This is a genomic window from Bradyrhizobium sp. CCBAU 11361 (assembly GCF_028128935.1).
In the GTDB taxonomy this organism is placed as follows: Bacteria; Pseudomonadota; Alphaproteobacteria; order Rhizobiales; family Xanthobacteraceae; genus Bradyrhizobium; species Bradyrhizobium niftali.
In genome coordinates this window covers 225,586-252,244 of sequence record NZ_LBJZ01000196.1, presented here as the reverse complement: position 1 = coordinate 252,244, position 26,659 = coordinate 225,586, and the positions used below count along the sequence as shown (strand labels likewise).

At 65.5% G+C, this 26,659-nt stretch carries 27 protein-coding genes, 1 other RNA gene and 1 pseudogene; 8 read left to right on the top strand and 21 right to left on the bottom strand.

Annotated features, from left to right (window positions below; genetic code table 11):
* Positions 1-92: 92 nt before the first annotated feature.
* The 9 genes and pseudogenes from XI08_RS37985 to XI08_RS37945 form a co-directional block, all read right to left on the bottom strand.
* Positions 93-602 carry an Lrp/AsnC family transcriptional regulator gene (locus XI08_RS37985; protein WP_027547489.1) on the bottom strand — a complete coding sequence of 170 codons (510 nt, stop codon included), beginning with the start codon at positions 600-602 and terminating at the stop codon, positions 93-95.
* A 67-nt stretch (positions 603-669) separates the two neighbouring features.
* Complete coding sequence (locus XI08_RS37980; RefSeq protein WP_271578338.1) at positions 670-1,617, bottom strand: sugar kinase; 948 nt, start codon at positions 1,615-1,617, stop codon at positions 670-672.
* Between the two features lie 13 nt (positions 1,618-1,630).
* A complete protein-coding gene (gene nudC, locus XI08_RS37975) occupies positions 1,631-2,575 on the bottom strand; it encodes an NAD(+) diphosphatase (RefSeq protein WP_271578337.1) in 945 nt (314 codons plus the stop codon).
* 11 nt (positions 2,576-2,586) lie between these two features.
* Positions 2,587-3,006 carry an HIT domain-containing protein gene (locus XI08_RS37970; protein WP_027547486.1) on the bottom strand — a complete coding sequence of 140 codons (420 nt, stop codon included), beginning with the start codon at positions 3,004-3,006 and terminating at the stop codon, positions 2,587-2,589.
* A gap of 293 nt (positions 3,007-3,299) precedes the next feature.
* Positions 3,300-4,425, bottom strand: a pseudogene (locus XI08_RS37965) (muconate cycloisomerase family protein).
* A complete protein-coding gene (locus XI08_RS37960) occupies positions 4,422-5,177 on the bottom strand; it encodes an SDR family NAD(P)-dependent oxidoreductase (RefSeq protein ID WP_271578335.1) in 756 nt (251 codons plus the stop codon). Before XI08_RS37960 ends, XI08_RS37965 begins: the two are co-directional and overlap by 4 nt.
* On the bottom strand, positions 5,177-5,971 hold the full coding sequence (locus XI08_RS37955; protein ID WP_271578334.1) for an amino acid ABC transporter ATP-binding protein: 795 nt from the start codon (positions 5,969-5,971) through the stop codon (positions 5,177-5,179). Before XI08_RS37955 ends, XI08_RS37960 begins: the two co-directional genes overlap by 1 nt.
* Positions 5,968-6,630 carry an amino acid ABC transporter permease gene (locus XI08_RS37950; RefSeq protein ID WP_027547482.1) on the bottom strand — a complete coding sequence of 221 codons (663 nt, stop codon included), beginning with the start codon at positions 6,628-6,630 and terminating at the stop codon, positions 5,968-5,970. Before XI08_RS37950 ends, XI08_RS37955 begins: the two co-directional genes overlap by 4 nt.
* Before the next feature lie 148 nt (positions 6,631-6,778).
* Entirely contained in the window at positions 6,779-7,633 is an 855-nt protein-coding gene (locus tag XI08_RS37945; protein WP_271578333.1) for a transporter substrate-binding domain-containing protein, read from the bottom strand.
* 184 nt (positions 7,634-7,817) lie between these two features.
* Here XI08_RS37945 and ffs point away from each other — a divergent pair.
* The 5 genes from ffs to XI08_RS37920 all read left to right on the top strand — a co-directional run bounded on the left by ffs (position 7,818) and on the right by XI08_RS37920 (position 11,261).
* Positions 7,818-7,914, top strand: an RNA gene (ffs, locus tag XI08_RS37940) — signal recognition particle sRNA small type.
* A 94-nt stretch (positions 7,915-8,008) separates the two neighbouring features.
* Positions 8,009-9,841 (top strand): DNA polymerase III subunit gamma/tau, encoded by a 1,833-nt coding sequence (locus tag XI08_RS37935; protein ID WP_271578332.1) that lies wholly within the window; start codon positions 8,009-8,011, stop codon positions 9,839-9,841.
* Positions 9,842-9,868: 27 nt separating this feature from the next.
* A complete protein-coding gene (locus tag XI08_RS37930; protein ID WP_092187187.1) occupies positions 9,869-10,189 on the top strand; it encodes a YbaB/EbfC family nucleoid-associated protein in 321 nt (106 codons plus the stop codon).
* A gap of 1 nt (position 10,190) precedes the next feature.
* Positions 10,191-10,793 (top strand): recombination mediator RecR, encoded by a 603-nt coding sequence (gene recR / locus XI08_RS37925; protein WP_025032504.1) that lies wholly within the window; start codon positions 10,191-10,193, stop codon positions 10,791-10,793.
* A gap of 30 nt (positions 10,794-10,823) precedes the next feature.
* Positions 10,824-11,261, top strand: coding sequence for a hypothetical protein (locus XI08_RS37920; protein ID WP_027547478.1), 438 nt, complete (start codon positions 10,824-10,826; stop codon positions 11,259-11,261).
* 145 nt (positions 11,262-11,406) lie between these two features.
* On the opposite strand, the gene XI08_RS37915 is transcribed toward XI08_RS37920, so the two are convergent.
* The 3 genes from XI08_RS37915 to XI08_RS37905 form a co-directional block, all read right to left on the bottom strand.
* Positions 11,407-12,771: an AmpG family muropeptide MFS transporter gene (locus XI08_RS37915; RefSeq protein ID WP_271578331.1), complete on the bottom strand. Its 1,365-nt coding sequence runs from the start codon at positions 12,769-12,771 to the stop codon at positions 11,407-11,409.
* A 170-nt stretch (positions 12,772-12,941) separates the two neighbouring features.
* Positions 12,942-13,244, bottom strand: a complete 303-nt coding sequence (locus tag XI08_RS37910; protein ID WP_271578330.1) for a GIY-YIG nuclease family protein — start codon at positions 13,242-13,244, stop codon at positions 12,942-12,944.
* Between the two features lie 88 nt (positions 13,245-13,332).
* Complete coding sequence (locus tag XI08_RS37905) at positions 13,333-14,535, bottom strand: DNA recombination protein RmuC (RefSeq protein ID WP_271578329.1); 1,203 nt, start codon at positions 14,533-14,535, stop codon at positions 13,333-13,335.
* A gap of 171 nt (positions 14,536-14,706) precedes the next feature.
* Between XI08_RS37905 and def the strand changes: the two genes are divergently transcribed.
* The 3 genes from def to truA all read left to right on the top strand — a co-directional run bounded on the left by def (position 14,707) and on the right by truA (position 17,231).
* Positions 14,707-15,231 carry a peptide deformylase gene (def, locus tag XI08_RS37900; protein WP_027547474.1) on the top strand — a complete coding sequence of 175 codons (525 nt, stop codon included), beginning with the start codon at positions 14,707-14,709 and terminating at the stop codon, positions 15,229-15,231.
* Positions 15,232-15,437: 206 nt separating this feature from the next.
* Positions 15,438-16,373: a methionyl-tRNA formyltransferase gene (gene fmt, locus XI08_RS37895; RefSeq protein ID WP_271578328.1), complete on the top strand. Its 936-nt coding sequence runs from the start codon at positions 15,438-15,440 to the stop codon at positions 16,371-16,373.
* 120 nt (positions 16,374-16,493) lie between these two features.
* Positions 16,494-17,231, top strand: coding sequence for a tRNA pseudouridine(38-40) synthase TruA (gene truA / locus XI08_RS37890; RefSeq protein ID WP_271578327.1), 738 nt, complete (start codon positions 16,494-16,496; stop codon positions 17,229-17,231).
* Between the two features lie 169 nt (positions 17,232-17,400).
* On the opposite strand, the gene dapE is transcribed toward truA, so the two are convergent.
* The 9 genes from dapE to yidC form a co-directional block, all read right to left on the bottom strand.
* Complete coding sequence (dapE, locus tag XI08_RS37885; RefSeq protein ID WP_271578326.1) at positions 17,401-18,567, bottom strand: succinyl-diaminopimelate desuccinylase; 1,167 nt, start codon at positions 18,565-18,567, stop codon at positions 17,401-17,403.
* Positions 18,482-19,201, bottom strand: coding sequence for a DUF805 domain-containing protein (locus tag XI08_RS37880; RefSeq protein WP_271578325.1), 720 nt, complete (start codon positions 19,199-19,201; stop codon positions 18,482-18,484). The genes dapE and XI08_RS37880 overlap by 86 nt, the downstream gene beginning before the upstream one ends.
* Positions 19,202-19,424: 223 nt before the next feature.
* Positions 19,425-20,270: a 2,3,4,5-tetrahydropyridine-2,6-dicarboxylate N-succinyltransferase gene (gene dapD, locus XI08_RS37875; RefSeq protein WP_092187195.1), complete on the bottom strand. Its 846-nt coding sequence runs from the start codon at positions 20,268-20,270 to the stop codon at positions 19,425-19,427.
* 185 nt (positions 20,271-20,455) lie between these two features.
* Positions 20,456-21,151, bottom strand: a complete 696-nt coding sequence (locus XI08_RS37870) for a pyrimidine 5'-nucleotidase (protein ID WP_271578324.1) — start codon at positions 21,149-21,151, stop codon at positions 20,456-20,458.
* A 193-nt stretch (positions 21,152-21,344) separates the two neighbouring features.
* Positions 21,345-22,331: a DUF1036 domain-containing protein gene (locus XI08_RS37865; RefSeq protein WP_271578364.1), complete on the bottom strand. Its 987-nt coding sequence runs from the start codon at positions 22,329-22,331 to the stop codon at positions 21,345-21,347.
* Positions 22,332-22,555: 224 nt separating this feature from the next.
* Complete coding sequence (argB, locus tag XI08_RS37860) at positions 22,556-23,443, bottom strand: acetylglutamate kinase (protein ID WP_011090823.1); 888 nt, start codon at positions 23,441-23,443, stop codon at positions 22,556-22,558.
* 162 nt (positions 23,444-23,605) lie between these two features.
* The gene (locus tag XI08_RS37855) at positions 23,606-23,971 is read right to left on the bottom strand and encodes a DUF423 domain-containing protein (protein WP_271578323.1); all 366 of its coding nucleotides are present in this window, start codon (positions 23,969-23,971) and stop codon (positions 23,606-23,608) included.
* The gene (gene yihA / locus XI08_RS37850) at positions 23,971-24,624 is read right to left on the bottom strand and encodes a ribosome biogenesis GTP-binding protein YihA/YsxC (protein WP_271578322.1); all 654 of its coding nucleotides are present in this window, start codon (positions 24,622-24,624) and stop codon (positions 23,971-23,973) included. Before yihA ends, XI08_RS37855 begins: the two co-directional genes overlap by 1 nt.
* A 174-nt stretch (positions 24,625-24,798) precedes the next feature.
* Entirely contained in the window at positions 24,799-26,655 is a 1,857-nt protein-coding gene (gene yidC, locus XI08_RS37845; protein WP_271578363.1) for a membrane protein insertase YidC, read from the bottom strand.
* Positions 26,656-26,659: the final 4 nt, after the last annotated feature.

Below are 26,659 nucleotides of genomic sequence, written 5' to 3'. Positions count from 1 at the left end.
CTCCGTATCCAATCGCCGTCTCTGGAATACTGGATCGCCCGGTCAAGCCGGGCGATGACAGCTTCCTTGTGGTGAGACGTGCGAACCAAGCCTTACGCCGCCACCACCGCCGGGATCGGCAGCGCGGTGACCGACTTGATCTTCTCCATCGCGAAGCGCGAGGTGACGTTCTTCAGCGGCACGGCGCTGATCAGCTTCTTGTAGAACACGTCATAGGCCTGCATGTCCGCGACCACGACGCGCAGCATGTAGTCGACGTCGCCGGCCATCCGGTAGAACTCCATCACCTCGGGCATGGCGCTGACGGCTTCGGCGAACTTCTTGAGCCAGGCGTCGGAATGGTCGGCGCTCTCCACCGAAACGAATACGGAGATGCCGAGCCCGATCTTGTTCTGGTCGACCAGGGCGACCCGCTTCAGGATCACGCCGTCGGCCTCCAGCCGCTGGATACGCTTCCAGCAGGGGGTCGAGGACAGGCCGACACGGTCGCCGATCTCGGCGACGGACAGGGAGGCATCCTCCTGGAGTACCATCAGGATCTTGCGGTCGATGGCGTCGAGGCGGCGGCTGGTCTCGGGGATCTGGACAGCGAGGTCAGTCATTTGAAGAACTTTGTTCCATTTCATGGGCAGATTTCCCTGATATAGAGAAAATCATTCCACGGCAAGCCTATAATCTCGCCGGCCCGCTGAGCGTCGCCGCCGGCGGCATGTGCAAAAGCTGTTCAACTTCAATACGTTGTGGGGCAGCCAGACCGCCACCATGGCGGGTACGTTTCAGCGCTGCAGCCGCCGCGGCGAATCGCAGCGCCTCGCGCACCCCCTCTCCCTCGGCGAGGCGGAGCGTGAAGGCGCCATGGAACACATCGCCCGCGCCGAGCGTATCGACCGCCTGGACCGGGAAGGCCGGCGTCTCCTCCAACTCGCCTGTCTCGCTCAGCCAGATCGTACCGAGGGGACCGCGGGTGGCGGCGAGGAAGGCCGGCGTCAGATTCGCCAGGTGCCTCAATGCCTCGCCGTCGTCGGCGATACCGGCCGTCTCCTGCACCTGTTCGCTGGCGAACAGCAGGTGCGAGGCGGCCGTGAGCAGGCTGTCCTGCAAAGACATCGCGCGGTCGACGCCGACGACGACGGGGATGCCGCGCCGGCGCGCCTCGGTGCAGAGGGGGGGCGCGAACGCAGCACAGCGGCTTTCGACGAGGATTGCCCGACAATCGGCGAGCAGAACGTCGGCGTCCGGCAGCTCCACGCTCCACAGGCCGGGATCGCGATAGATCGTGAGTGTCCGTTCGCCGGAGGGCTCGATCATGATCGCGGAGACGGGCGTGGTCACATCAGGCATGCGCACGATATGGCTTGTGTCGATGCCTTCCTTCGCCATCCGTTCGAGAATGAAACCGCTCGACGTCTCCCGCGCATCGCCCATGGGACCTGCGAACGCGACGCGGCCACCAAGCCGTGCCATCGCGATCGCGGCATTGAGCGCGTTGCCGCCGCAGATCTCGGCAAGATGCGTGGCGTTCGCCTTGCTGCCGCGCGCGGGCACGGCCTCCACGCGAAAGGTCAGGTCGCGCACGGGAATGCCGATGCAGAGGATGCGCGGTGCGATCCCGGCCATCGCTGGCCTCAGCTCAAGCGCCGCTCTTGTCGTGCACCCAGCGGCCGAGCAGATGATGGGCGATGGCGAAGGGATGCGGGCCGGCGAGCCCGTCGGGATGCGTCCGCGTCAGCATCAGGGCCGCCTCCTCGCGCGTGAACCAGCGCGCATCCTCGAGCTCGGAGTGGTCGACGACGATATCCTCGTTCAGCGCCCGCGCGCTGCAGCCGATCATCAGCGACGACGGGTAGGGCCACGGCTGCGTCATGTAATACTGCACGTCGGTGCAGCGGATGCCGGACTCTTCGAGGATCTCGCGGCGCACCGCGTCCTCGATGGTCTCGGCAGCCTCGACGAAGCCGGCAAGGCACGAAAACATGCCCGGCGGAAACTGCTTCTGGCGGCCGAGCAGGCATTTTTCTCCGGAGGCGACCAGCATGATCACGACCGGATCGGTGCGCGGAAAATGCTCGGCCTTGCAGGCAGGGCAATCGCGCTTCCAGCCGCCCTCCTTCATCGCGCTGCGCGTGCCGCAATTGGCACAATAGCCGTGGCGCTGGTGCCAGCTCACCATCGACTTCGCCATCGCGACCGCCGAGAGCTCGTCGGGGCGAATCGCGCCCTGCATGGCCATGCCGCGCACCTCGGTGAGGCTGTAGTCCTCGCGGCCGACCAGCTTCTCGGCGGCGGCTTGCGACAGGCCCATGCCGAATACAGCGGCGCCGTCGCGTAACCCTAAGAAGATCGTGCCGGGATTGGCACCGCATTTCAGCGCCTCGTCGATTCCCAGCAGCGCGCGCACCTTTTCGCCCTCGCGCTTCACCAGCAGCGAATCTCGGTGGACGACATAGGCGCGCGAGGTCGGCTTCTGCTCCAGCGCGAACAGCTTTTCGTCGTCGCGGCGCAGATGCGCGGCGCGGTCGAGGACGTTGGTGACGAAGGCCGGCTGCCCCAGCGGAAATGCGTCGAATGCTGACATTTCTTGTTCTTTCAACCCAACCAGATTTTTCGGCGAAGCGCGCTGATGAAATTCTGCACCTCGGTGGCGTCGTGCGCCAAGGGCTGCATCACGCCCCAGACCGGCCGCGGCCAGGCGGCGTCACCGGTGCGGCGGGCGATGATGTGGACGTGAAGCTGCGGCACGAGGTTGCCGAGCGCCGCGATATTGAGCTTGTCGCATTTGGTGATCTCCTTCAGCGCGCGCGAGACGCGGGAGATCTCGGTCATCAGCTGCGCCTGCTGCACCTCGTCGAGATCGATGATCTCGACCGCATCGGGGCGCCGCGGCACCAGTAGCAGCCAGGGATAATGCGCGTCCTTGATGACCAGCACCTTCGACAACGGCAGGTCGCCGATGTCGATGGTGTCCTCTTTCAGTCGGGAGTGCAGCGACCAGGCGGGTTCGGACATGAAGGTTTTCCGGATGGCCCGATGGGGGCGGGCTTGTTAGGTCCGACCATACGATACCGATTCCGATAGGGGAAGGATTCGGCCCCGCTGTCACCGCATACGCGGTCGTCGTCCCGGACAAGCGCGCCCCAAGCGCGCGCAGATCCGGGATCCATAACCACAGGGAGTGGTTATTGCGCGAGCTGGCAACCCGGAGTCTTCGTCAAACTCGATCCTGTGGTTATGGGTCCCGGGCCTGCGCTGACGCTTGCCCGGGACGACGACCGAGTTTGTGGAGGTGCTTGTCGGCTGCCTTACGCCTCCGCCAGCACCCGCGCGTTGGCGCGGACCGAGGCTTCGCTGACGCGAATGCCGAGACCGGGGCCGTCCGGCCACGACATGGCCGGCGCGGTTGGCGACGCGCTCTTCCAGCACGTCCTCGGTCAGCACATGATGCGGCATGTAGAATTCGCAGCCGAGCGAGATGCCGGGCGTGGCCGCGATCAGCTGCGTCCCGGCGGCAAGGCCGATGCCGCCCTCCCACAGCGTGCCGCCATAGCCGGGCAGGCCGGCGATGTCGGCGATCGCCATGATCGCCTGCGCCTCGAACAGGCCGCCGGCCTTCATCAGCTTGATCGAGACGGCATCGGCCGCCTCGCGGCGCACCACCTCCATCATGTCGCGGCGGTCGAAACAGCTTTCGTCGGCGAGCACGGGCGTTTCCAGCGCCGCGGTCAGTTGCGCCATCACGTCGAGATATTTGCGCGGCACCGGCTGCTCGATGAAGGTCGGCGCGAACTGCTCGACATCGCGCAGGATCTTGATGGCGCCGAACGGCGCGAGCGCCTGGTTGTAGTCGACGCGCAGGTCGACCTTGTCGCCGAATTCTTTCCGGATCGCCTCGAGGTGGTCGAGGTCCTCGCGATGCGGCTTCACGCCGGTCTTGACCTTGTAGATGACATTGCCGTCCGGAACCATTTTTCGCATGCGTTCGAGATCGGCGGAAAAGTCCGGATCGGCGATCGAGAAGGAGAGCGGGATGGTGTCGCGCACGCGGCCGCCGAGCAGGTCGGCGACCGACAGCCCCGACGATTTGCCGACGATGTCGAGCAGCGCCATCTCGATTGCGACCTTGGCCTCGGCATGGCCGACCAGTGCGCGGTCGAGCTCCGCCATCAGCGCGCGGATGCGGCGCACCGGCTTGCCGAGCAGGATCGGCCGCAGATAGATGTCGAGCGCGGAGAACGCCGCCTCCGGCGTTCCCGTGAATACCTCCCACGGCGCCGCCTCGCCCCAGCCGACCACGCCGTCGCTCGCAGTGAGCTCGAGGAGCACGCGCTTCACCGTGCCCTTGACGTTGCCGACGCCTTGCAGGCGCGCCATCTTGATCGGGCTTTCGATCAGGAACAGCCTGATACGTGCGATGGTCGCTTCGGTCATGTCAGGCCTCCATTGACGTGCCAGACCTGGCCGGTGACGTAGGACGCTTTCGGCGACGCCAGGAAGGCGATGATCTCGGCCACTTCCTCCGGCCGCCCGCGGCGGCGCATCGGGATCAGCGCCTCGGTCGCGGCGATCTGCTCGGGTGACAGCCGGCTTTCGCTTGGCTTGTCCTTGACGATGAGGCCCGGCGCCACCGCGTTGACGGTGATGCCGTCTTTCGCGAGCTCGACCGCAGTGAGCCGCACCAGTGCTTCAAGCGCGGAGCGGCTCGCAGCCGTTGCCGCGAACGGCGCGAATTCGGGGCGGATCGCGTGGGCCACGAAGGACGACACCGCCACGATCCGTGCGTCGCGGCCAGCCCGCAGCAGCGGCAGCGCGGCGTCGACCAGACGCGTGAACGCCAGCGCCGATTCGTCCATCGCCTGGCGGAATTGATCCGCCGGCGTCCCGATCGCGCTGCCGCGGCGGGCGTGGCCGCCCACCAGGATCAATCCATCCAGCCGACCGAAAGCGTTTTGGGTAGCGGCGATTGCATCGGTGGCCGCGACTTCCTCGGCGAGGTCGCCGAGGCACTTTGCGACCACGGCGCCTTGCGCTTCGGCTTCCGCCGCGGTGGCATCGAGGCCGGCTGCGTTGGAGCGCGTGTGCAGCAGCAGCGCGGTGCCGGGCGCCGCGAGCAGTCTTGCGGTGGCGCGGCCGATGCCGCTGGCGGCACCGGTGACGAGATAGGCGCGATCGATATTTGGCATCACGATGTAGCGTTGGCCGGCGGCAATGCGCCGGTGCGGTGGAAATGGCTGAGGAAGGCTCGCGTTGCGGCTTCCTGCGGATTGTCGATCACCTGCCGCGCCGGGCCTTCCTCGACGACGACACCGTCGCGCATGAAGATGAGGCGGTCGGCGACCTCGCGGGCGAAGGCGATCTCATGGGTCACGATCACCATGGTCATGCCTTCCGACGCCAGCCGCTGCATGACGGCGAGCACCTCGCCGACGAGTTCAGGATCGAGCGCCGAGGTGGCCTCGTCGAACAGCATCACGTCCGGCTCCATCGCCAGCGCGCGGGCGATCGCGACGCGCTGCTTCTGTCCGCCGGAGAGCGTCGCCGGATATTGGTCGGCCTTTTCCGCAAGGCCGACCTTGGCGAGCTGCGCACGCGCGAGCTTCTCGGCATCCGCCTTGGCCATGCGCCGCACCGTGACCGGGCCCTCCATCACGTTCTGGAGCGTGGTCATGTGCGGGAACAGGTTGAAGTGCTGGAACACCATGCCGGTGGTGGCGCGGAATCTTGCGAGTGTCTTCACGTCGGGCAGCTTTGTGCCTTCGCCGAACTGGAAGCGTGTATCGCCGACGCGAACGCTGCCGCCATCAGGCGTCACCAGAAGATTGATGCAGCGGAGCAGCGTCGACTTGCCCGAGCCGGACGGCCCGATCAGCGCCACTACGCCGCCCTTGGCGACGTCGAGACTGATGTTCTTCAGGACCTCGTTGCTGCCGAAGCTCTTGCGTAGGCTGCGGATCTCGATCTTCGAAGTGTCGTTCATTCGCCGACCGCCAGTCGCTTCTCGCCGCGCCGGACGATGATGGTGAGCGGAATCAGGATCGCAGCATAGGCAACCGCGACCGCCGTGTAGGTTTCCAGCGGCCGGTAGCTGTCATGGGCGGCGACCTGGCTTTGATAGACCAGATCGGGCACCGCCAGCACCGAGACCAGCGAGGTGTTCTTGAACTGGATGATCGACTGGTTCATCAGCGCCGGGATCATGCGCTTGATCGCCTGCGGCAGCACGATGCGCCGCATCGCCTGGCCAGGGGTCATGCCGAGTGCGGCACCCGCTTCGGACTGGCCCTTGTCGATCGAGACGATGCCGCCGCGGATGATCTCCGAATAGAACGAGCCGCCATAGAGCGAGAGCGCCAGCGCCGAGGCCGTGATCGGCGTCATCTCGACGCCGGCGAGAATCGGCAGCGCGTAATAGAACCAGATCAGCTGCACCAGGATCGGCGTGCAGCGGAACGCCTCGATGAAGGTGAGCGCGACGAGGCGCACCGCCTTGAAGCGCGACAGGCTGCCGAACGCCCCGAACAGGCCGAAGACGAGGCCGAGCACCACGATGACCACGGTGAAGCCGACGGTGACGCCGAGCCCGTTGAGAAAGAGCCAGCGATAGCTCCAGAGGATGCCGAAGTCCCAATGATACATGCGTGCGTTTACTCGTCGTGCGGCTAACCGCTTACACCGTCATTCCGGGGCGCCCGAAGGGCGAACCCGGAATCTCGAGATTCCGGGCTCGATGCTCTGGGCCGCGCTACGCGGTCCCGTCGCATCGCCCCGGAATGACAGTGGGAACTTACAGCGAAACGCCCGGCGGAATGTCCGCCTCGGTCACGCCCACCAGCTCCATGTTGGTGATGATCGCGTTGCGGATGAAGCCGAGGCCCTTGTTGAAGTCGATCCAGGTGTTGACGTAGTCGCGCCAGGTCTTGTCGGCCTCGCGGCGGAAGCCGGCGTTCGACGTGGTGGCGAAGATCGGGGTCGGCAGCACGAACTGGCCGAGCGAGGGGTTCTTCTTCAGCACGGTCAGCGACAGCATGGTGATCAGGCACTGCGCGTCGACGCGGCCGGTCTGGAGCGCGGCGGTGGCGTCGTCCGCGGTCTTCAGGCGCGAGATCTGCGCCTTCGGCGTCAGGCGGCTGACGACCTGATCGTGCGAGGAGCCCTGGTCGACCGCGATCTTGACGTCGGGCGAGTTCAGCTCGGCCCAGCTCTTCGGCTTGAAGTCCTTCTTGCAGAGGATGCCGAAGGCGTTGTTGAAGACCGGCACCGAGAAATCGATCACCAGCGCGCGCTTCGGGGTCGGGTTCAGGCCGAAGAAGATGTCGATCTTGTTGGACTGCAGGTCCAGCACCGAGTTGCCCCAGGTGGTCTCGGTGATCTCGAGTTCGGCTTCCATGTCGTCGGCGAGCGCCTTGGCGATGTCGACGTAAAAGCCCTTCCACTGGCCGCTGGCGAGATCCTTCATGTAATAGGGCGCGCCACCGGCGACCGCGCCGATCCGCATCTTCTTGGAGCGGCGGATACGGGCGAAGGTCGATTCGTTCGGATCGGCGGCCTGGGCCACGGCCGGGGACGCCAGTGCGCCCGCGGCCATCGCGCCAACGGCGCCAAGTCCGACAATCGATGCAACATCACGACGTGTAACCATTGGGATCAATCGCTTTTCTGGTTGGATGGAGTTCCGCCAAGCGTTCTTAGCAAGGTGGTCCCGGCAGCGAAAGCACAGCCTGTCGGCTGGGCAGACCGGGAATTGCCCGGATGCTGGGCAAACCCAACCTGTTCAAGCCGATACCCGCTTGCTTTCCCGACCTTTTGGCCCCAAATAGGGACCGGGAGATTGGCGGTGGACGAGCCACTCGCCAACCGGGTCAGGTCCGGAAGGAAGCAGCCCTAACGAGGTCCGGATCGGGTCGCTCGTCAGTCTCCTACCTGTTTCTTCGAGCGAATTGCGCCGGCGGGCTTCCCGCCAGCGCGCTCCTTTCCGCAAGAGCCGGCCGAGAGAGATTTCATTGCGGATCGACCGATGACCGACGCTGGCGCCCCTCCCAATTCCAATAGCGCCAGCCAGGCTGGCACGCCCTACCGGGTGCTGGCGCGCAAATACCGCCCCTCCTCTTTCGACGATCTGATCGGCCAGGAGGCCGTGGTCCGCACCGTCTCCAACGCGTTCGAGACCGGGCGCATCCCGCAGGCCTGGATCCTCACCGGCGTCCGCGGCGTCGGCAAGACCACCACTGCGCGCATCCTGGCCCGTGCACTCAACTACGAGATGCCGGATGGCTCGGTGAAGGGCCCGACCATCCACATGCCGACACTCGGCGTGCATTGCCAGGCGATCATGGAAAGCCGGCACATGGACGTGCTGGAGATGGACGCGGCCTCGCATACCGGCGTCGACGACGTCCGCCAAATCAATGACAGCGTGCGCTACGCGCCAGCCAGCGCCCGCTACAAGGTCTACATCATCGACGAAGTCCACATGCTGTCGACGGCGGCGTTCAACGCCTTCCTGAAGACGCTGGAGGAACCGCCGGAGCACGCCAAGTTCGTGTTCGCGACGACAGAGATCCGCAAGGTTCCCGTCACGGTGCTGTCGCGCTGCCAGCGCTTCGACCTGCGCCGGGTCGAGGCCGACGTGCTGATGAAACACCTTGCCAGCATCGCGGCGAAGGAAAGCGTCGAGATCGAGCCCGAGGCGCTCGGCATCATCGCGCGCGCCGCGGAAGGCTCCGTGCGCGATTCGCTGTCGCTGCTCGACCAGGCGATCGCGCATGCGGCAGGCACGGTGAAAGCCGATGCCGTCAGGCAGATGCTGGGCCTTGCCGATCGGACGCGTGTGATCGACCTGTTCGATTCGCTGGCACGCGGCGACATCGCGGCCGCCTTCAAGGAGTTCCGCGACCAGTACGACGTCGGCGCCGATCCGATCGTCGTGCTCTCGGACCTTGCCGAGTTCGTCAATTTCGTCACCCGCGTGAAGATCGTGCCGGCGACCGCCGACAACGTCGCCTATGGCGAGACCGAGCGGGTGCGCGCGCGGGATTTCGCTTCGAAAATCTCCATGCGCGTGCTGTCGCGGATGTGGCAGATGCTGCTCAAGGGCATCACCGAGGTGCAGGCCGCGACGCGGCCGGCCGCGGCCGCCGAGATGGTGCTGGTGCGCATCGCCTATGTCGCCGACCTGCCGACGCCGGACGAGGCGATCAGGATGCTGGAGCAGAACGGCGGTGGCTCGCCGGTCGTGAGCGGCGGCAGCGCGGCACGCAGTGCGCCGGCCGCGCCGATGGCTTCCGCAGCGCCTGTTGCCCAGGCGGCGCCCATGCGCGCGCCGAGTTCGCCGTCATCATTCGGCGGTGGCGCCCGGCCGCAGATGGCGGCACCAGCGCCCGATCCGCAAGCCGCAGCACCCCAGCTGCGTGTCACCAGCTTCACCCAGCTCGTCGCGCTCGCGGGCCAGAAGCGCGACCTCATGACCAAGAGCGCGCTCGAAGCCGACATGCGTCTCGTCCGTTTCGAGGAGGGCCGGCTGGAAGTCGCGCTCGAGCCCAACGCCTCCAAGACCATGATCACCGAGCTCGCGCGCAAGTTCGAGCTCTGGACCGGCCGCCGCTGGACCGTGATCGTCTCCAACGAGCAGGGCCAGCCGACATTGCGTTCGGTGAACCAGGCCGCCAAGCAGGAGCATGCGCGTACCGCGGAGGCCGATCCGCGCGTGCAGGAGGTGCTGTCGCGCTTCCCTGGATCGAAGGTCGTCGAGGTCCGCAGGCTTGCGCCCGAGACGCCGGAATCCAATATTAACGCGGACTATGGCAGTGACGATCCGCCCGACGGTTCCGACGGTGACGACGATCTCTGAGCCTATCTTTCCAAGGACACCCGACCTATGGCTGATTTTCTCGGCATGATGAAGCAGGCGGCGCAGCTGCAATCCAAGATGCAGGAGATGCAGGACGCGCTCGGCAATGTGGAGGTCGAAGGCATCTCCGGCGGCGGCCTCGTCGCGGTGCGCATGACCGCGAAGATGGACGTCAAGGGCGTGAAGATCGATCCCTCGCTGATGAAGGCAGAAGAGCGGGAGGTGCTTGAGGACCTGCTCGTGACCGCGCTCGGTGACGCCCGCCGCAAGGCGGAGGCCGCCGTGCAGGAGAAGATGCAATCGCTCACCGGCGGGCTCGGCCTGCCGCCGGGGCTGTTCGGCCAGTAACATGGGCGCGGTTGCAGGTCCTGAAATCGAGCGGCTGGTGCAGCTTCTCGCACGGCTGCCGGGCCTCGGTCCGCGCTCGGCGCGGCGCGCCGCGCTGCATCTGATCAAGAAGCGCGAAGCGCTGATGATGCCGCTGTCCTCGGCCCTCCAGGTCGCGCTCGACAAGGTTCAGGTCTGCAAGACCTGCGGCAACATCGACACGCAAAATCCCTGCACCGTCTGCACCGATCCGAAGCGCGATCCTTCGATCATCGTGGTCGTCGCCGACGTCGCCGACCTCTGGGCGCTGGAGCGGGCCAATGCGACTCAAGGGCGCTATCATGTGCTCGGTGCGACATTGTCGCCGCTCGACGGCGTCGGTCCGCAGGACCTGACCATCGACGCGCTGGTTGCGCGCGCGCATGCTGCCGAGGTGCACGAGATCATCCTGGCGCTGAACGCGACGGTGGACGGCCAGACCACGGCGCACTACATCACCGACCTGCTTCAGGACGCCAACGTAAAAGTAACGCGTCTCGCCCATGGTGTGCCGGTCGGCGGCGAGCTTGATTATCTCGATGAAGGTACGCTATCGGCCGCGATGCGGCAGCGAACCCTGTTCTAGCTATCCTACAGACCCTACGGAACGGACGACATGACGAAACTCTTCGCCACTCGATTGGCTTTGGTCGCGACGATGATGCTGCTGGTGACGCCGGCCATCTCCGCGCAGCAGGACGACGCGGCGCCGCCGCCGCCCAAGCCTGGCAAGCCGATCAACACCGGCGACGTGCTCTCGGGCGAGCTGAACGCGATGAAGGTGCGCGACGTCAAGAACGCCGGCAAGCGGATCGCGATGTATCAGATCACCTCCGAGCCGCGCCGCCTGCCGGCGCCGAACGGGCTGTGCAATCTCGAGACCGGTCCCGAGACCTTCCAGCTCGTCACCTCCAGCGACGCGCAGGCGACGCAGCTGAAATCGTTCGTCGGCAAGGAGATCTCGGTCAAGGTCGACGAAGTCGCCTGCGCCAGCGATCCTGGCCAGATGAGCGAAGCCGTGGTCACGAAATGGAGCATCATCAAGAAGCAGTAGGGGCGGCGCGGCACCTTCTCCACGATTCCGGTGTCATCGCCCGCGAAAGCGGGCGATCCAGTACGCCGCGGCTTCTCGGTCAATCAAAGCCGTCTCTGGAATACTGGATGCCCCGCCTTCGCGGGGCATGACGGCGAGCGCTGCGTCACACCCTTATCGGCCCCAGCTCTTCGAAATGCCCGCGCTTCTGCAACCATGTCAGCAGGACCAGGCTCGGGATCGCCACCAGCACGCAGATCACGAAGAACAGCGGCCAGCCGGTGGCCTTGGCGACATAGCCCGCAACCGACGAGAGATAGGTGCGTCCCACCGCGGCGAGCGCGGTCAGCAGCGCGTATTGGGTCGCCGTGTGCAGCGGGTTCTGGCACAGCGCGGAGAGATAGGCGACGAAGATCACGGTGCCGATGGCGCTGGTGAAGTTTTCGCAGGTGATGGCGAAGGCGAGCGCCCATTGGCTGGTGCCGACGAAGGCCAGCCAGGAGAACGACAGGTTGGCGAGCGCCTGCACCACGCCGCCGATCCACAGGCTCGTCGCCAGTGAATAGCGCCGCGCGACGAAGCCGCCGGCAAAGCCGCCGATCAGCGTGGCGGCGAGGCCGACGCCCTTCACGATCGCCGCATAGTCGTTGCGGGAGAAGCCGAGGTCGATCACGAACGGCGCCGTCATGGTGCCGGAAAAGGCGTCGGTGAACTTGAACAGCACGACGAAGGCGAGGACTGCGAGCGCGTCCTTGCGCGCCAGGAATTCCGAGAAGGCGCCGATCGCCGCGTGCAGCACGCGCGCGAACGCCGTCTCGGCCTGCGTCGCGGCTTCCGCCCGCACCGACTGCTCGGGCTCGGTCGCGGCCAGCGCCGTGATCGTGCCGATCAGCACCATCGCCGCCATCACCACATAGCCCCACATCCAGGCCGATGTGCGCGGAATGCCGGTGCTCTCGAACCCGGAGACGATGAACAGCGCGCCCGCGGTCGAGACCAGCATGCCGATGCGATAGGCCGCGACATAGGACGCCATGCCGGCGGCCTGCTCGCTCTCCGGCAGACTCTCGACGCGGAAGGCGTCGACCACGATGTCCTGCGTCGAGGACGTCGTTGCCACCAGCAGCGCGCCGAGCGCGACGTAGAACGGTGAGCGTGCGGGATCGGTCAGCGCCAGCAGCAGGATGGCGACGATCAGCAGCAGCTGCGAGAACAGCAGCCAGCCGCGCCGCCGTCCGAACGCGCGCGTGAACAGCGGCACGTGCAGCGCGTCCACCAGCGGCGCCCACAGGAATTTCAGCGTGTAGGGCGTGCCGACCAGCGCAAACAGCCCGATGGTTCCGAGATCGACCCCGGCCTCGCGCATCCACACCAGCAGCGTTGAGCCCGACAGCGCCAGCGGCAGCCCGGACGAGAAGCCGAGGAACAGCACGATCAGCACCCGCGGTTGCAGGTACACGGCAAGGCTGTCACGCCAGGAGGCGGCCGGGGCGGAAGTCGCGGCGGGGGAGGTCGCGTCGGGGGCGGTCATGGGGAGGTGTTAGCAGATTCTGGGGGCCACAAGGGAGCTGTCGTCGCCCTCTCCGCTGTCATCGTCCGCGAAGGCGGACGATCCAGTAACCGCCAGCGTCTCGATTCAATCACACCCGCCGCAGCGTACTGGATACCCCGCCTTCGCGGGGTATGACAGCGTCGACAGTGTCATGGTGGTCCGGCTATCCCGGGATAGAGATCATCCCAATTCGGGTTGTGCTGCTCGATCAAGCGGACCTTCCAGGCGCGCTTCCACTTCTTGAGCCGCTTCTCCCGTTTGATCGCATTCTCGGGGTCATCGAATTGCTCGAAATAGACTAGCTTCACCACGCCGTATTCCCTCGTGAAGCTCTCGACCAACTGCAATTTGTGTTCGGCCACGCGGCGGATGAGATCATTCGTCACGCCAATGTAGAGCGTTCCGCCGATCTTGCTGGCGAGGATGTACACGTAGCAGCAGCGTCCGCCCATCTGCCGCCTCTGGGATACTGGGTCGCCCGGTCAAGCCGGGCGACGACAGCGAAATTGTGGCGTCAGCGTACCGGATCTCAGGAGAGAATCACTCCCCCGCCTGGAGCTTCCTCGGGAACAGTTCGGGCGCGCCGGTTGCCACCAGGTGCGGGCCCTCCGCCGGCGCATCGGCCTTGCTGAAATCGAGCTCCTCGATTCGCCCGGCGCGCTTCTCGATCTTGTCGGCGGAGATCAGCACCTGGCGGACGTCCTCGTTGGCGTCGGCAAAATGCTTCTGCAGCTTCAGCACGCGGTCGCGCAGGCGGCCGAGATCGTCGCCGAGCTTGATGACCTCGGTGCGGATCTGGTCGGCGGCATCGCGCATGCGCGCGTCCTTCATGATCTGCTGCATCACCTGGATCGCGAGCATCAGCAGCGAGGGCGACACCAGCACGATTCGGGCGCGATAGGCCTTCTGGATCACGTCGTCGAAACCATCATGGATCTCGGCATAGACCGATTCCGACGGCACGAACATCAGCGCCATCTCCTGGGTCTCGCCGGTGACGAGATATTTTTCCGCGATGTCGCTGACATGCTTCATCACGTCGCCGCGCAGCCGCTGCGTGGCGATCCGCTTCTCCTCGTCGGTGCGGGCATCGTGCAGCGCGGTCATCGCCTCCAGCGGAAACTTTGCGTCGATGCAGAGCGGGCGCTGGTCGGGCAGGAACACGACGCAGTCCGGCCGCTTGCCGGTCGAAAGCGTGAACTGGAACTCGTAGGCGCCCTTCGGCAAGCCGTCCTGGACGATCGCCTCCATCCGCGCCTGGCCGAAGGCGCCGCGCGACTGCTTGTTGGCAAGCACGTCGCGCAAGGTCGTCACCTGCGTGGTGAGGTCGGTGAGATTCTTGTGCGCGTTGTCGATGATGCCGAGCCGCTCGTGCAGGGCGTGCAGGCTCTCCATGGTGTTGCGGGTCGAGTGCTCCATGGACTGGCCGACGCGATGGGTGACCGAATCCAGCCGCTCATTGACCGCGCGCGCCATCTCGGCCTGGCGGCCGGCCAGCGCCTGGGTCATGGCGTCGGCACGGCCGGCAGCTTCGCTCTGGGCATGCAGCATCTGGCTGATGCGCTCCTCGAGCTCGTCGGCGCGGATCGCATTCGCCATCGCGAGTTCCGCCCCGCGCCGCCCCGAGCGTGCAATCACCACGGCGATCACAACCAGCAGGATTAGGACCAGGACACCGAAGCCGATCAGCGCGTCGATCGTGCGCACCGGCCAGTCGCCGGCCACGAAAATGATCTCGTTCATGCCTGCCCTTCTAGCCGATTCGGCTGGCCGCACGAACGAATAGCGAACACTTTCGGTAAATGCCCCGTTAATTTTTATGGTTAACGAAATCTGAAGTTTTATGGTTAGCGGAGAGTTAACGGGGTTCCTGGCCGCATTGACCGCGTCCGGCGCCCGGCTTAAATCGCCGCCATGGCCCTCAGAGAAATCATCATCCTGCCCGACAAGCAGCTGCGTCTGGTCTCCAAGCCGATCGAGAAGGTCACGACGGAGATCCGCAAGCTTGCCGACGACATGTTCGAGACCATGTACGACGCGCCCGGCATTGGCCTCGCGGCGATCCAGATCGCGCAGCCGTTGCGGCTGATCACCATGGACCTCGCCAAGCGCGACGAGAACGGCGAGACCAAGCCGGAGCCGCGCGTCTTCATCAATCCGGAAGTCATCGCCTCGTCCGAGGAGCTGTCGGTCTACGAGGAAGGCTGCCTGTCGATCCCCGAATATTACGAGGAGGTCGAACGTCCCGCGAAGGTCCGCGTGCGCTTCACCGATCTCGACGGCAAGGTGCACGAGGAGGACGCCGAAGGCCTCTACGCCACCTGCATCCAGCACGAGATCGACCATCTCAACGGCGTCTTGTTCGTCGACTATCTGTCGAAGCTCAAGCGCGACCGCGTGATCAAGAAGTTCGAGAAAGCCGCCAAGCGCGCGGAGTAAGTAAGTTGTAAGCGACTGGTGCCGCCGCGAACGCCTCTGCGCTCCCTCCCCCATTGCGGGGGAGGGTGGGGGAGAGGGGTAGCCCAGGAAAAAGTCTAACCGGGGCCAAGAACTAGTCCGCGCTTACGCCGACAGAGCGCGCCGTGTGGCACCCCCCTCCCTAGCCCTCCCCCGCAAGGGGGGAGGGAACGCAGCGAGTTCTGTTGATGCCCCTCCGCCTGATCTTCATGGGCACGCCCGATTTCTCCGTGCCGACGCTGCTCGAGCTCGTCGCGCATGGCCATGAGATCGTGGCTGTCTATACGCGCGCGCCGAAGCCGGGCGGGCGGCGCGGCCTGCAATTGCAGCCGACGCCGGTGGAGGAAGCCGCGCGAAAACTCGGCGTGCCCGTGCTGACGCCGAAGACGCTGAAGACGGAGGAAGCGCTGGAGCAGTTTCGCGCCTTTGACGCCGACGCCGCCGTGGTCGTCGCCTACGGCATGATCCTGCCGCAGGCCATTCTCGATGCGCCAAAGCTCGGCTGCTACAATCTGCACGCTTCGCTGCTGCCGCGCTGGCGCGGTGCCGCGCCCATCAACCGCGCCATCATGGCTGGCGATGCCGAGAGCGGCGTCATGGTGATGAAGATGGACGTCGGCCTCGACACCGGCGACGTCGCCATGGCCGAGCGGCTGGCGATCACGGACACCATGACCGCGGCCGACCTGCACGATCGCCTTTCCCGGCTCGGCGCCGACCTGATGGTGCGCGCCATGGCCGCGCTCGGCCGCGGCGGGCTCCAGCTCAAGAAGCAGAGCGAGGACGGCGTCACCTATGCGGCCAAGATCGACAAGGCCGAGGCGCGCATCGACTGGAGCAAGCCGGCGCACACCGTGCTGCGCCACATCCACGGCCTGTCGCCGTTCCCCGGCGCCTGGGCCGAGCTCGCAGGCGTCAGCGAGAATGCGCGCGTAAAAATCCTGCGCTGCGAACTCGCCAAGAGCTCGGGCGCGCCGGGCGAGGTGCTCGACGACCAGCTCACCATCGCCTGCGGCGAGGGCGCAATCCGCATCATCGAGCTGCAGCGCGAAGGCAAGGCGCGGATGCAGGCGGTCGACTTCCTGCGCGGGGTACCGATGAAGGCGGGCGCGAAATTCACCTGACACTGTCATACCCCGCGAAGGCGGGGTATCCAGTACGCCGAGGCTTCTCGGTTGAACGGAGGGGCCGCGGCGTACTGGATCGCCCGGTCAAGCCGGGCGATGACGGCAGAATTGGAAACGATGCCCCGCTACAAGCTCATCATCGAATATGACGGCGCGCCGTTCTTCGGCTGGCAGGTGCAGGACACGCTGCCGTCGGTGCAGGGCGCATTGGAAGCGGCGGTGAAGGCGATGACCGGCGCGGATCTGCGGGTGCATGGCGCCGGCCGCACCGATGCCGGCGTGCATGCGCGCGGCCAGGTCGCGCATGTCGACATCGAGAAGCAGTTTCCGCCGGGCCGCTTTCGCGACGGGCTCAACGCGCATCTGCGCCCGCATCCGATTGCGGTGCTCGAGGCCGAGATCGTGCCTGATACCTTCGAGGCGCGCTTCTCCGCCGTGAAGCGCCACTATCGCTACCGCATCGTCAACACCCGCGCCAATCTTGCGCTCGACGTCGGCCACGCCTGGCGCGTGCCGCGCCGGCTCGACAGTGATGCGATGCATGCGGCCGCGCAACGCCTGCTCGGCAAGCACGATTTTACGACCTTTCGCGACACCGAGTGCCAGGCCAAGTCGCCGGAGAAGACGCTCGACCAGCTCGACGTGATGCGCGACGGGCGCGAGATCACCATCGTTACCTCGGCGCGCTCGTTCCTGCACAGCCAGGTGCGTTCGATGGTGGGATCGCTGGTCTGGGTCGGCGAGGGACGCTGGAGCGCCGACGATCTCTCCGCCGCGCTCAAAGCCCGCAACCGCGCCGCCTGCGGCATCGTCGCCCCGCCGGACGGGCTGTATCTGGTGAAGGTGGATTATTAGGGCGGGAGGGGGCAGAGAGCGCATTCTCTCGCCCCATCATCGGTGTCATGCCCCGCGAAGGCGGGGCATCCAGTACGCCGCAGCCTCTCGGCTCAATCTGCTGTCTCTGGAATACTGGATCGCCCGCCTTCGCGGGCGATGACAGCGGAGGACTTGGCGATAGTTGGACCTACCCAAAATACCGCGCCAAAATCCCCCGATACACCTTCGTCAGCTTCTCCAGGTCCACCACCGGCACGCGCTCGTTGACCTGGTGCATGGTCTGGCCGACCAGGCCGAACTCGATCACGGGGCAATAGCTGGAGATGAAGCGTGCGTCCGAGGTGCCGCCGGAGGTCGACAGCTCCGGCTTGCGGCCCGTCACCTCTTCGATCGCCGACACCGCGAGATCGGTGAACGGGCCGGGCTTGGTGACGAACACGTTGGAGTTCGACGGCTCCCAGACGATGCGGGCGCGGATGCGGTTGCCGCAGGCTTTTGTCAGCCGCGTCTCGACCAGCTCGCGCAAGGATGCCTGGGTGTGGTTGTCGTTGTAGCGGATGTTGAATTTGGCGCGGGCCTCGCCGGGGATGACGTTGTTGGCCTTGTTGCCGACGTCGACCGAGGTGAACTCGAGATTGGAGGCCTGGAATTGCGCGCTGCCATGGTCGAGCGGCTCGTCGGAGATGGCGACGATCAACCGCGAAATGTCCGGCACCGGATTGGAGGCGCGGTGCGGATAGGCGACATGGCCCTGCACGCCGTCGACATACAGCGTACCGGATTGCGAGCCGCGGCGGCCGACCTTGATGGTGTCGCCGAGCGACTCGACATTGGAGGGCTCGCCCAGCACGCAATGATCGAATTTTTCGCCGCGCTCGGCGGCCCATTTCAACAGCTTGATGGTGCCGTTGATGGAGACGTCTTCCTCGTCGCCGGTGATCAGGAACGAGATCGAACCCGTGCCGTCGGCGCGCGGCTTGCCGCCATTGGCGGCGAGATGCTCCAGCACCGCGGCGACCGAGCAGGCGATGCCGCCCTTCATGTCGACCGCGCCACGGCCGTGCAGGAAGCCGTCCTTCACCTCGCCGGAGAACGCGCCGACGCTCCACGCGCTCTCGTCGCCGGGCGGCACCACGTCGGTATGGCCGGCGAAGGTGATGTGCGGCCCTTCGCTGCCGATCCGCGCATAGAGATTGTCGACATCGGCGATGCCGGGCTCGCTGAACGTCACGCGGTGACAGGTGAAGCCGGCTGCGTTGAGGGCGTTTTCAAGCACCCCGAGCGCGCCGGCATCGGCCGGGGTTACCGAGGGGCAGCGAATGAGATCGCGGGCAATGGAGAGAGCATCGGTCATGCGCCCCGCTTAACATGCATGCCGCCGGGTGGGCTAGCGCTGGGCGGGACAAATTCGATCTCGCTCTGCTGGTCCCAGCTTTTCGCAGGGGAAGGGCCGTCCTCGGTCTTGGCCAATGGATCAGAACCGAACCGGTTATCGCCGACGCTGCCGGGCATAATGAACATCTCGACAAGCCCCACAGCCACAGGATGGATGCGACCAGCCAGAACGGAAGCATCCAGGTGGAGTTCGGCAGCAGGTCCGAGAACTGGCTGTATAGGCCTGGCAGGAAGAAGAACAGAACGAGCCACCAGCCGCGCCTGTCGCGATCATGCAGCCGCTTGATCGCAGTCGCGAGATAGATCCAGAGGAACAGCGACAAGCCGAACGCCTTCAGGATCAGGTTCGTGCGATCAAGGGACGAAAGCGAGCGATAGGCCCGGGGATCGACCAGCTTGAAGAGGTCGTCGAGGCCGAAGTCGAAATCGAGCTTCAGCGATAACTTCAATGCCCCCTCGGCGTCGATGAGATGGATCACCTGACCGATCACGCCGAGCAGGGCCGCCAGCAGCGCGACGATCAGCAGCGCCTGCCACAGCAGAGCGCGGTTGATGCGGCCGTCGAAGCGGAGGAGGTACCAGGTCCAGTCCATGGCAAAGGTTCCAGGCGGTAGTGGCCGCCTGGTGATTGGTCGCGATGGAGGGAGGGTGGGTTCGATCTGCGGTGTCGTCCCGGCGAAAGCCGGGACCCATACCGCGTGATCTATCGAAGGAGGAAGATAGCCGTACCGAACGACGGGTCTTCGTCAAACCTCTGCCTGGGGTAATGGGTCCCGGCCTTCGCCGGGACGACGATGCAGAGGCCGTGTGCGCTTATCAATCCCGCAGCAGCTCGTTGATGCTGGTCTTGGACCGCGTGCGCTCGTCGACGCGCTTGACGATCACCGCGCAGGCGGTGCTCGGGCCGATATGGCCGTTCTTCATCGGCCTGCCGGGCAGCGCGCCGGGCACCACCACCGAATATTCGGGCACTTCGCCGATGAAGACCTCGCCGGTCTCGCGGTCGACGATCTTGGTCGAGGCGCCCAGGAACACGCCCATGGCCAGCACCGCGCCCTTGCGCACGATCACGCCTTCGGCGACCTCGGAGCGCGCGCCGATGAAGCAATCGTCCTCGATGATCACGGGCTCGGCCTGGAGCGGCTCGAGCACGCCGCCGATGCCGGCGCCGCCGGAGATGTGCACGCGCTTGCCGATCTGCGCGCAGGAGCCGACGGTGGCCCAGGTGTCGACCATGGTGCTCTCATCGACATAGGCGCCGAGATTGACGAAGGACGGCATCAACACGACGTTCTTGGCGATGAAGGCCGAGCGGCGGACGACGGCGCCCGGCACTGCGCGAAAACCGGCATCGCGAAAACGGTTCTCGCCCCAGCCTTCGAACTTCGAGGGCACCTTGTCCCACCAGGTCGCCTTGCCGGGACCGCCGGGAATGACGCCCATGTCGTTGAGGCGGAAGGACAGCAGCACGGCCTTCTTCAGCCACTGATTGACCTTCCACTTGCCGTCGGCACCGCGCTCGGCAACGCGCGCCTCGCCCTTGTCCAGAGTCTCCAGCACCTGGTCCACGGCCTCGCGCACCTCGCCCTTGGTCGAGGTCGAGATGCCGTCACGCGCGTCGAAGGCGCTGTTGATGGTGGATTCGAGGGCGGACAGGGACATCGGGATTTCCTCTAGGGAATGGGAATTTTGATGGATTGGGCGCTTTTTCGGGATTTGGCGGGGGAGAGTCAAGCTAGGTTCGCTGTCATCACCCGCGAAAGCGGGTGATCCAGTACGCCGCGGCGGTCGTGATGAATCGAGACAGCAGTGATTACTGGATACCCCGCTTTCGCGGGGTATGACAGCTACCTGGGAGGCGACAGCCCCGCCAAAAACCCCGCCAGATCGTCCGTGACATGGTCCACATGGGCGGCATCGCGGCCCTCCAGCTCCCAGTCCTCGCGCACCACTTCCTTGGTGCCGTCGGGCACCACCAGCACCGTGGTCATGCCGAGCTCGTGGGGAACGGTGAGGTTGCGGGCGAGGTCCTCGAACATTGCGGCCCGGGTCGGATCGACCGCATGGTCGCCGAGGAATTTCCGGTAGGTCTGCGCCGCCGGCTTGGGCTCGAAGCCGGCCGCGATGATGTCGAACACGCCGTCGAAATGCGCGGCGAGGCCGAGCCGCGCCAGCACCGCCTCGACATGGTCGACCGAGCCGTTGGTCAGGATCAGCTTGCGCCCCGGCAGTTTTGCGATGGCTGCACCGAGCGCCGGATTCGGCTCCAGCGGCGAGTGGTCGATCTTGTGGACGTAGGCGAGATAGTCGTCGGCGTGCACGCCATGCAGGGTCATCATGCCGCGCATGGTGGTGCCGAAGCGCCGGTAATAGTCCTTCTGGATATTGCGCGCTTCCGCGGGCGTAACGTTCAGCCAGTTGCAGACGAACTCCCCGATCCGCGCATCGACCTGCTGCCACAGATTGACGTGATGCGGATACAGCGTGTTGTCGAGGTCGAATACCCAGGTATCGACATGGGCAAAGGTGCGGGGTGGGTTCATCTCAATTCTCTATCTGCTACACGGCAAACGCCGCCCATTATCCGCTGTCGTCCCGGCGAAGGCCGGGACCCATACCCCCAGGGAGTGGTTTTGCGAAGACTCGGAGTTGGCAGCTTCGCGCGACAACTTGCTCTTGTGGTTATGGGTCCCGGCCTTCGCCGGGACGACACCGGTGTTTGTGGCGTCGTCATACTCACGGCATCGCAAACCGCAGCGTCCTGCCGCCGCTCGACATGTCGACCGCGCCAAAACCCATCGCGGCAAACCCGCGCGCGCCGCAATCGGTCTGCTCAACGGTCTCGAACTTGGTCTCGCGCGTGCAGAGCTGCCGGTCGCCGCCCCAGTTCAGCGGCTTGTCCTTCAGCTTGATGGCGCGGTTGTCGGCATCGACGGCTTCCGCGAAGCTGAAGATCTGCTTCGGCTGGCCGCTCACGTCGGGGTGCAGGCATTTGCCGGGGTCGATGCGGTACCACCCGCGGCTCGTCACCGACTTGCCGTCGTCGGTGGCGATCGCCGCCATCACCTTGTGCGGGGTGTCGTTGCACCAGATCAGGCCGCTCGGCGACGGCGTCTGCGTCGCATCGACCATGGTCTTGAAGAAGTTCGGCGACGACACGGCGTCGGACGCGAGCCCGCGGCTCTTCAGGAACGCAGCGAGCGCTGCTTGCGTCTTCGGTCCGTCGACACCGTCGATCGCGCCGACGTCATAACCGATGATCACCAGCAGCCGCTGGATGCCGGCGAGGCGCGCCTGCTCGTCGTCATATTCGGAATCCTCGGCGAGATACGTCACCAGATTGCCGTCGTCGCCCCGCGTCGGCGTCACTTGCGTGAAGGCGGCCTGGGTCTGGCCGCTGCGGCATTGCCGTGCAGCCGCAATGACGAAATTGTCCTGAGCGACGCACAGCATGTCGCTGCCGTTCTGCGGGATCGGTGAGGCGCCATAGACGCCGAGCGCGCGGGCATTGAGCAGGATGCGGTCGGCGGTCAGCGTGCCCTGCACCACCACGCGGCAGGTGGCGGGATCGATCCGGAACCAGCCGCGCGTCGCGGTCGCCGCCTTGTCGTCGATGCCGATCGCGGCCTCGACGACATAGGACATGCGGTTGCAGATCTTGAGGTCGGCGAAGGCAGGGGCCGAGGAGAACAGGAACGAGACGGCCGCGGCGGGCAGCGTCATCAGGAAGCGGGTGAGGGGGGAGCGGCGATGCGGTCTCGCCCCTGTCATTCCGGGGCGATGCGAAGCATCGAACCCGGAATCTCGAGATTCCGGGTTCGCCCTGCGGGCGCCCCGGAATGACTCTGCGAGGCGAGAGCCGTGGATGCCCGGGTCATTTGAGCGAAGACGCGCTTCGCGCGGTTGCCCGGGCATGACGACCTTCTTCCGCTGCTCGCGTTCGCCCATCACTTGTGGATCAGCGTCCCCGTGCCCTGGTTGGTGAACAGCTCGAGCAGCACCGCGTGCTGCATCTTGCCGTCGATGATGACGACGCCCTCCACGCCCTGTTCGAGCGCGTAGATGCAGGTCTCGACCTTGGGAATCATGCCGCCGGAAATGGTGCCGTCGGCGATCAGTTTTCGCGCGTCCTTCACCGAAAGCTGCGGAATCAGCTTCTTGGACTTGTCGAGCACGCCGGGCACGTCGGTGAGCAGCAGCAGGCGCTTTGCCTTCAGCGCGCCGGCGACCGCACCGGCAAAGGTGTCGGCGTTGACGTTCAGCGTCTGGCCTTCCTTGGAGGTCGCGAGCGGCGCCAGCACCGGGATCAGCTCGTAGCCGATCAGCTGGTTGAGCAGCGTGAGGTCGACCTTCTCGGGGTCGCCGACGAAGCCGAGATCAATCGCCTTCTCGATGTTCGAGCCCGGATCGACGATGGTGCGCGTCGTCTTCGACGCCTTCACCATGTTGGCGTCCTTGCCCGAGAGTCCCACGGCCTTTCCGCCGGCTTCGTTGATGTAGCCGACGATCTGCTTGTTGACGGAGCCGGCCAGCACCATCTCGACGATCTCGATGGTCGCCGCATCGGTGATGCGCAGGCCTGCTGCGAACTCCGACTGGATGCCGAGGCGCTTGAGCATGGTCGCGATCTGCGGCCCGCCGCCATGCACGACCACCGGGTTGATCGCGGTCTGCTCCAGCAGCACGATGTCGCGGGCAAAGTTCTTCGCGGTCTCCTCGTCGCCCATGGCATGGCCGCCATATTTGATGACGATGGTTTCCTCGTCATACTGCTGCATGTGCGGCAGCGCTTCGGACAGGATGCGGGCCTGGTCGAGCGGGGAGATGTCGGTCATGAGGCGGATCTCGCTGGCGGGACTGTCGGGCCGCGTTCTATCCGATTGGCGGGGGCAGCGCAAAGTATGCCTGACATGTAGCCCGGATGGAGCGAAGCGTAATCCGGGTTCGTGCCGCAGACGCAGGCCCCGGATTACGCTGCGCTCCATCCGGGCTACGGGTCAGCGCTTGGCCACCACCGCCGCCAGCGTCACCGCCAGCCAGCTCGCGATCATCACCGTTCCGCCGGTCGGCGCGGCATAGGGAAACAGCGAGTGCCCGGCATATTGCCGCAAGGTGAGATCGCCCGCGAACAGCGCGGCGCCGCCTACGAAGCCGGTCGCGGCAATGAGGCCAATTCCGCCATGCAGAAGGCCGCGCGCGAGCAACGCGACCGCCGCAAGTATGGCAGTCGCATGAAACAGCAGCATGGCGCTGGCCGACGCAAGCCGGCTCGCGTCGCCGCCATGGGTGGAGGCGGCGGCCAGCGCGACGCCGGCGGCGCCCATCAAACCGGCAAGCCCAATCAACAGGCGGTGCACCGCCATCACGTGCTCCGCTCTTCCAGCAGCTTCGCCATCGCGGCGCGCAGCTCGGCCATGCCCGTCGCGCTCCGCGACGAGGTCGCGAGCACGTTCGGGAACGCGGCCGGATGCTTGGCCAGCGCGGCCTCGGTCTCGACAATGCGCGAGGCAAGCTCGGTGGGCTTCACCTGGTCGGCCTTGGTCAGCACGATCTGATAGCTCACGGCGGAGCGGTCGAGCGTCCCAAGGATCTCGAGATCGACGTCCTTCAGGCCGTGCCGCGCGTCGATCAGCACATAGACGCGCGCGAGGCTGGCGCGGCCCAGCAGGAATTTGTGAATGAGCTCGGTCCAGGACGCGACCTGGCTCTTCGGTGCCTTGGCGTAGCCATAGCCGGGCATGTCGACGAGGCGCAGGTCGGTTTTCCCGGGGACCTCGAAGAAGATCAGCTCTTGGGTGCGACCCGGCGTGTGCGAGGTGCGCGCCAGCGCGTTGCGGCCGGTGAGCGCGTTGATCAGGCTCGACTTGCCGACATTGGAGCGGCCGGCAAAGGCGATCTCCAGCCCGTCCATCGGCGGAAGCGTCTGGATCGAGGGCGAGGCCCAGATGAACTGCCAGTCGCGCGCGAACAGCTTTCGCCCGGCCTCGATCAGCTTCGCATCTTTGTCGTCGGTCATGCGAAGATCCACTCCTAATTATGATTATGGCCGGGCAAAAGCGCGAAGCGCGTCCTTCCCGACCAAATGTCCCGGCCATCCACGCCTGTCTGCGGGGCGCCCTCCTAAACGTGGATGCCCGGGACAAGCCCGGGCATGACGATGTGGAGGCAGTTTGCCTGGCAGTGTCGGAGGCTACGTCGCCTCAGTCGTCACTTTTTTTTTGAACAAACTTCGAATGTTGTCGAGCAACTCCACCTTCACGCCGTTGCGGCGCATGATGAAGCTCTGCTGGAGCACCGAGAGCGTGTTGTTCCAGGCCCAGTAGATCACGAGGCCCGCCGGGAAGCCCGCCAGCATGAAGGTGAAGATCAGCGGCATCCAGTTGAAGATCATCTGCTGGGTCGGATCCGGCGGCGTCGGGTTCAGCTTCATCTGGAACCACATCGTGATGCCCATGATGATCGGCCAGATGCCGAGCGCGAGGTAGTGGCCGAACACCGGAATCGTGGTCGGATCGAGCGGGATCAGCCCGAACAGGTTGAACAGATTGGTCGGGTCTGGCGCGGAGAGGTCCTTGATCCAGCCGTAGAACGGCGCGTGCCGCATCTCGATGGTGACGAACAGCACCTTGTAGAGCGAGAAGAACACCGGGATCTGGATCACGACGGGAAGACAGCCGGCGACTGGATTGATCTTCTCCTTGCGGTAGATCTCCATCATCTCCTGCTGCTGCTTCACCTTGTCATCGGGGTAGCGCTCTTTCAGCGCCTGAAGCTGCGGCTGGATCGACTTCATCTTCGCCATCGAGGCATAGGACTTGTTCGCCAGCGGGAAGAACAACAGCTTCACGATCACGGTCACGAGCAGGATCGAGATGCCGAAATTGCCGAAGAAGCGGTAGAAGAAGTCGAGGCCGAGGAACATCGGCTTGGTGATGAAATAGAACCAGCCCCAGTCGATCAACAGGTCGAAATGGTTGAGGCTGAGTTCCTTGTTGTAGCCGCCGTGGCCGGCGAGCGGGAAGTTGATGCCGACGACGCCGGCTTCCTTGGCGCCGGCAAACAGCCGCGCATTCGCCGTCGCACTGCCGCCGATCGCGACGGTGACGGGATCGAGCAGATAGTCGGTCTGGTAGGTGTGGACGTTGCCGCTCGGGTTCGACGAGAAGCGCGCCTGAAGCTGGGCGCTGGTGTCCGGCAGCAGCGCCGAGGCCCAGTACTTGTCGGTCATGCCGAGCCAGCCATTGGTGGCCTTGAAGTTCACCGACTTGGCTTCGTCGATCTTCTTGTAGGCGTATTCCTGCAGGCCATCGAGATAGCCGATCAGGCCTTCATGCAGGATGTAGTAGCCGGAGACCTGCGGGGTGCCGTGGCGCGAGATCAGCGCGAACGGATAGAGCGTGACCGGCGCGTTGCCGACATTGCTCACCTCGTCCTTGATGGTGAAGAGATAGTGGTCGTCGACCGAGATGGTGCGGCGGAAGGTGAGGCCCTCGCCGTTGTCCCATTTCAGCACCGCCGGCGTCGTCGGCGTCAGGCTGCCGCTGCCGTCCTGCTGCCAGGCGGTCTGCGCGTCCGGCAGTTTGGCCGTCACGCCCGTCGCGGGCACCCAGCCGAACTCGGCGTAATAGGGCTCCGCGGTGCCCGAGGGCGAATACAGGATGATCGGCGGCGACTTCGGATCGACCGTTTCGCGATACTGCACCAGCGCGAGATCGTCGATGCGGCCGCCCTTCAGCGAGATGCTGCCGGCGATCCGCGGCGTGTCGATCTTCACGCGCGGGCTGGCCGCAATCGCGGTGTCGCGGGCGACGACCGGCTGGGCCTGCTGGTTCGCTGCCGGCGTCGACGGCTGCGCGCCGCCGGATTGCGGTGTGGCGCCCGGCGTTGCGGAGGCCGTCGGCTGCGGCGTGGTCTTCTGGAGCTCGGCCTGCGCCTGCTGCTGGGCGCGCTGCTTCTCCATCGCCGGCACGTTGTAGAAATACTGCCAGGCGATCAGCACGAGGCCCGATAGAATGACGGCGAGGATGGTATTGCGATTGTCGGTCATCATC

Coding starts and splice junctions, on each gene's coding strand:
- XI08_RS37985 (WP_027547489.1), bottom strand. CDS start 602: ATGACTGACCTCGCTGTCCAGATCCCCGAGACCAGCCGCCGCCTCGAC.
- XI08_RS37980 (WP_271578338.1), bottom strand. CDS start 1,617: ATGGCCGGGATCGCACCGCGCATCCTCTGCATCGGCATTCCCGTGCGC.
- nudC (WP_271578337.1), bottom strand. CDS start 2,575: ATGTCAGCATTCGACGCATTTCCGCTGGGGCAGCCGGCCTTCGTCACC.
- XI08_RS37970 (WP_027547486.1), bottom strand. CDS start 3,006: ATGTCCGAACCCGCCTGGTCGCTGCACTCCCGACTGAAAGAGGACACC.
- XI08_RS37960 (WP_271578335.1), bottom strand. CDS start 5,177: ATGCCAAATATCGATCGCGCCTATCTCGTCACCGGTGCCGCCAGCGGC.
- XI08_RS37955 (WP_271578334.1), bottom strand. CDS start 5,971: ATGAACGACACTTCGAAGATCGAGATCCGCAGCCTACGCAAGAGCTTC.
- XI08_RS37950 (WP_027547482.1), bottom strand. CDS start 6,630: ATGTATCATTGGGACTTCGGCATCCTCTGGAGCTATCGCTGGCTCTTT.
- XI08_RS37945 (WP_271578333.1), bottom strand. CDS start 7,633: ATGGTTACACGTCGTGATGTTGCATCGATTGTCGGACTTGGCGCCGTT.
- XI08_RS37935 (WP_271578332.1), top strand. CDS start 8,009: ATGACCGACGCTGGCGCCCCTCCCAATTCCAATAGCGCCAGCCAGGCT.
- XI08_RS37930 (WP_092187187.1), top strand. CDS start 9,869: ATGGCTGATTTTCTCGGCATGATGAAGCAGGCGGCGCAGCTGCAATCC.
- recR (WP_025032504.1), top strand. CDS start 10,191: ATGGGCGCGGTTGCAGGTCCTGAAATCGAGCGGCTGGTGCAGCTTCTC.
- XI08_RS37920 (WP_027547478.1), top strand. CDS start 10,824: ATGACGAAACTCTTCGCCACTCGATTGGCTTTGGTCGCGACGATGATG.
- XI08_RS37915 (WP_271578331.1), bottom strand. CDS start 12,771: ATGACCGCCCCCGACGCGACCTCCCCCGCCGCGACTTCCGCCCCGGCC.
- XI08_RS37910 (WP_271578330.1), bottom strand. CDS start 13,244: ATGGGCGGACGCTGCTGCTACGTGTACATCCTCGCCAGCAAGATCGGC.
- XI08_RS37905 (WP_271578329.1), bottom strand. CDS start 14,535: ATGAACGAGATCATTTTCGTGGCCGGCGACTGGCCGGTGCGCACGATC.
- def (WP_027547474.1), top strand. CDS start 14,707: ATGGCCCTCAGAGAAATCATCATCCTGCCCGACAAGCAGCTGCGTCTG.
- fmt (WP_271578328.1), top strand. CDS start 15,438: ATGCCCCTCCGCCTGATCTTCATGGGCACGCCCGATTTCTCCGTGCCG.
- truA (WP_271578327.1), top strand. CDS start 16,494: ATGCCCCGCTACAAGCTCATCATCGAATATGACGGCGCGCCGTTCTTC.
- dapE (WP_271578326.1), bottom strand. CDS start 18,567: ATGACCGATGCTCTCTCCATTGCCCGCGATCTCATTCGCTGCCCCTCG.
- XI08_RS37880 (WP_271578325.1), bottom strand. CDS start 19,201: ATGGACTGGACCTGGTACCTCCTCCGCTTCGACGGCCGCATCAACCGC.
- dapD (WP_092187195.1), bottom strand. CDS start 20,270: ATGTCCCTGTCCGCCCTCGAATCCACCATCAACAGCGCCTTCGACGCG.
- XI08_RS37870 (WP_271578324.1), bottom strand. CDS start 21,151: ATGAACCCACCCCGCACCTTTGCCCATGTCGATACCTGGGTATTCGAC.
- XI08_RS37865 (WP_271578364.1), bottom strand. CDS start 22,331: ATGACGCTGCCCGCCGCGGCCGTCTCGTTCCTGTTCTCCTCGGCCCCT.
- argB (WP_011090823.1), bottom strand. CDS start 23,443: ATGACCGACATCTCCCCGCTCGACCAGGCCCGCATCCTGTCCGAAGCG.
- XI08_RS37855 (WP_271578323.1), bottom strand. CDS start 23,971: ATGGCGGTGCACCGCCTGTTGATTGGGCTTGCCGGTTTGATGGGCGCC.
- yihA (WP_271578322.1), bottom strand. CDS start 24,624: ATGACCGACGACAAAGATGCGAAGCTGATCGAGGCCGGGCGAAAGCTG.
- yidC (WP_271578363.1), bottom strand. CDS start 26,655: ATGACCGACAATCGCAATACCATCCTCGCCGTCATTCTATCGGGCCTC.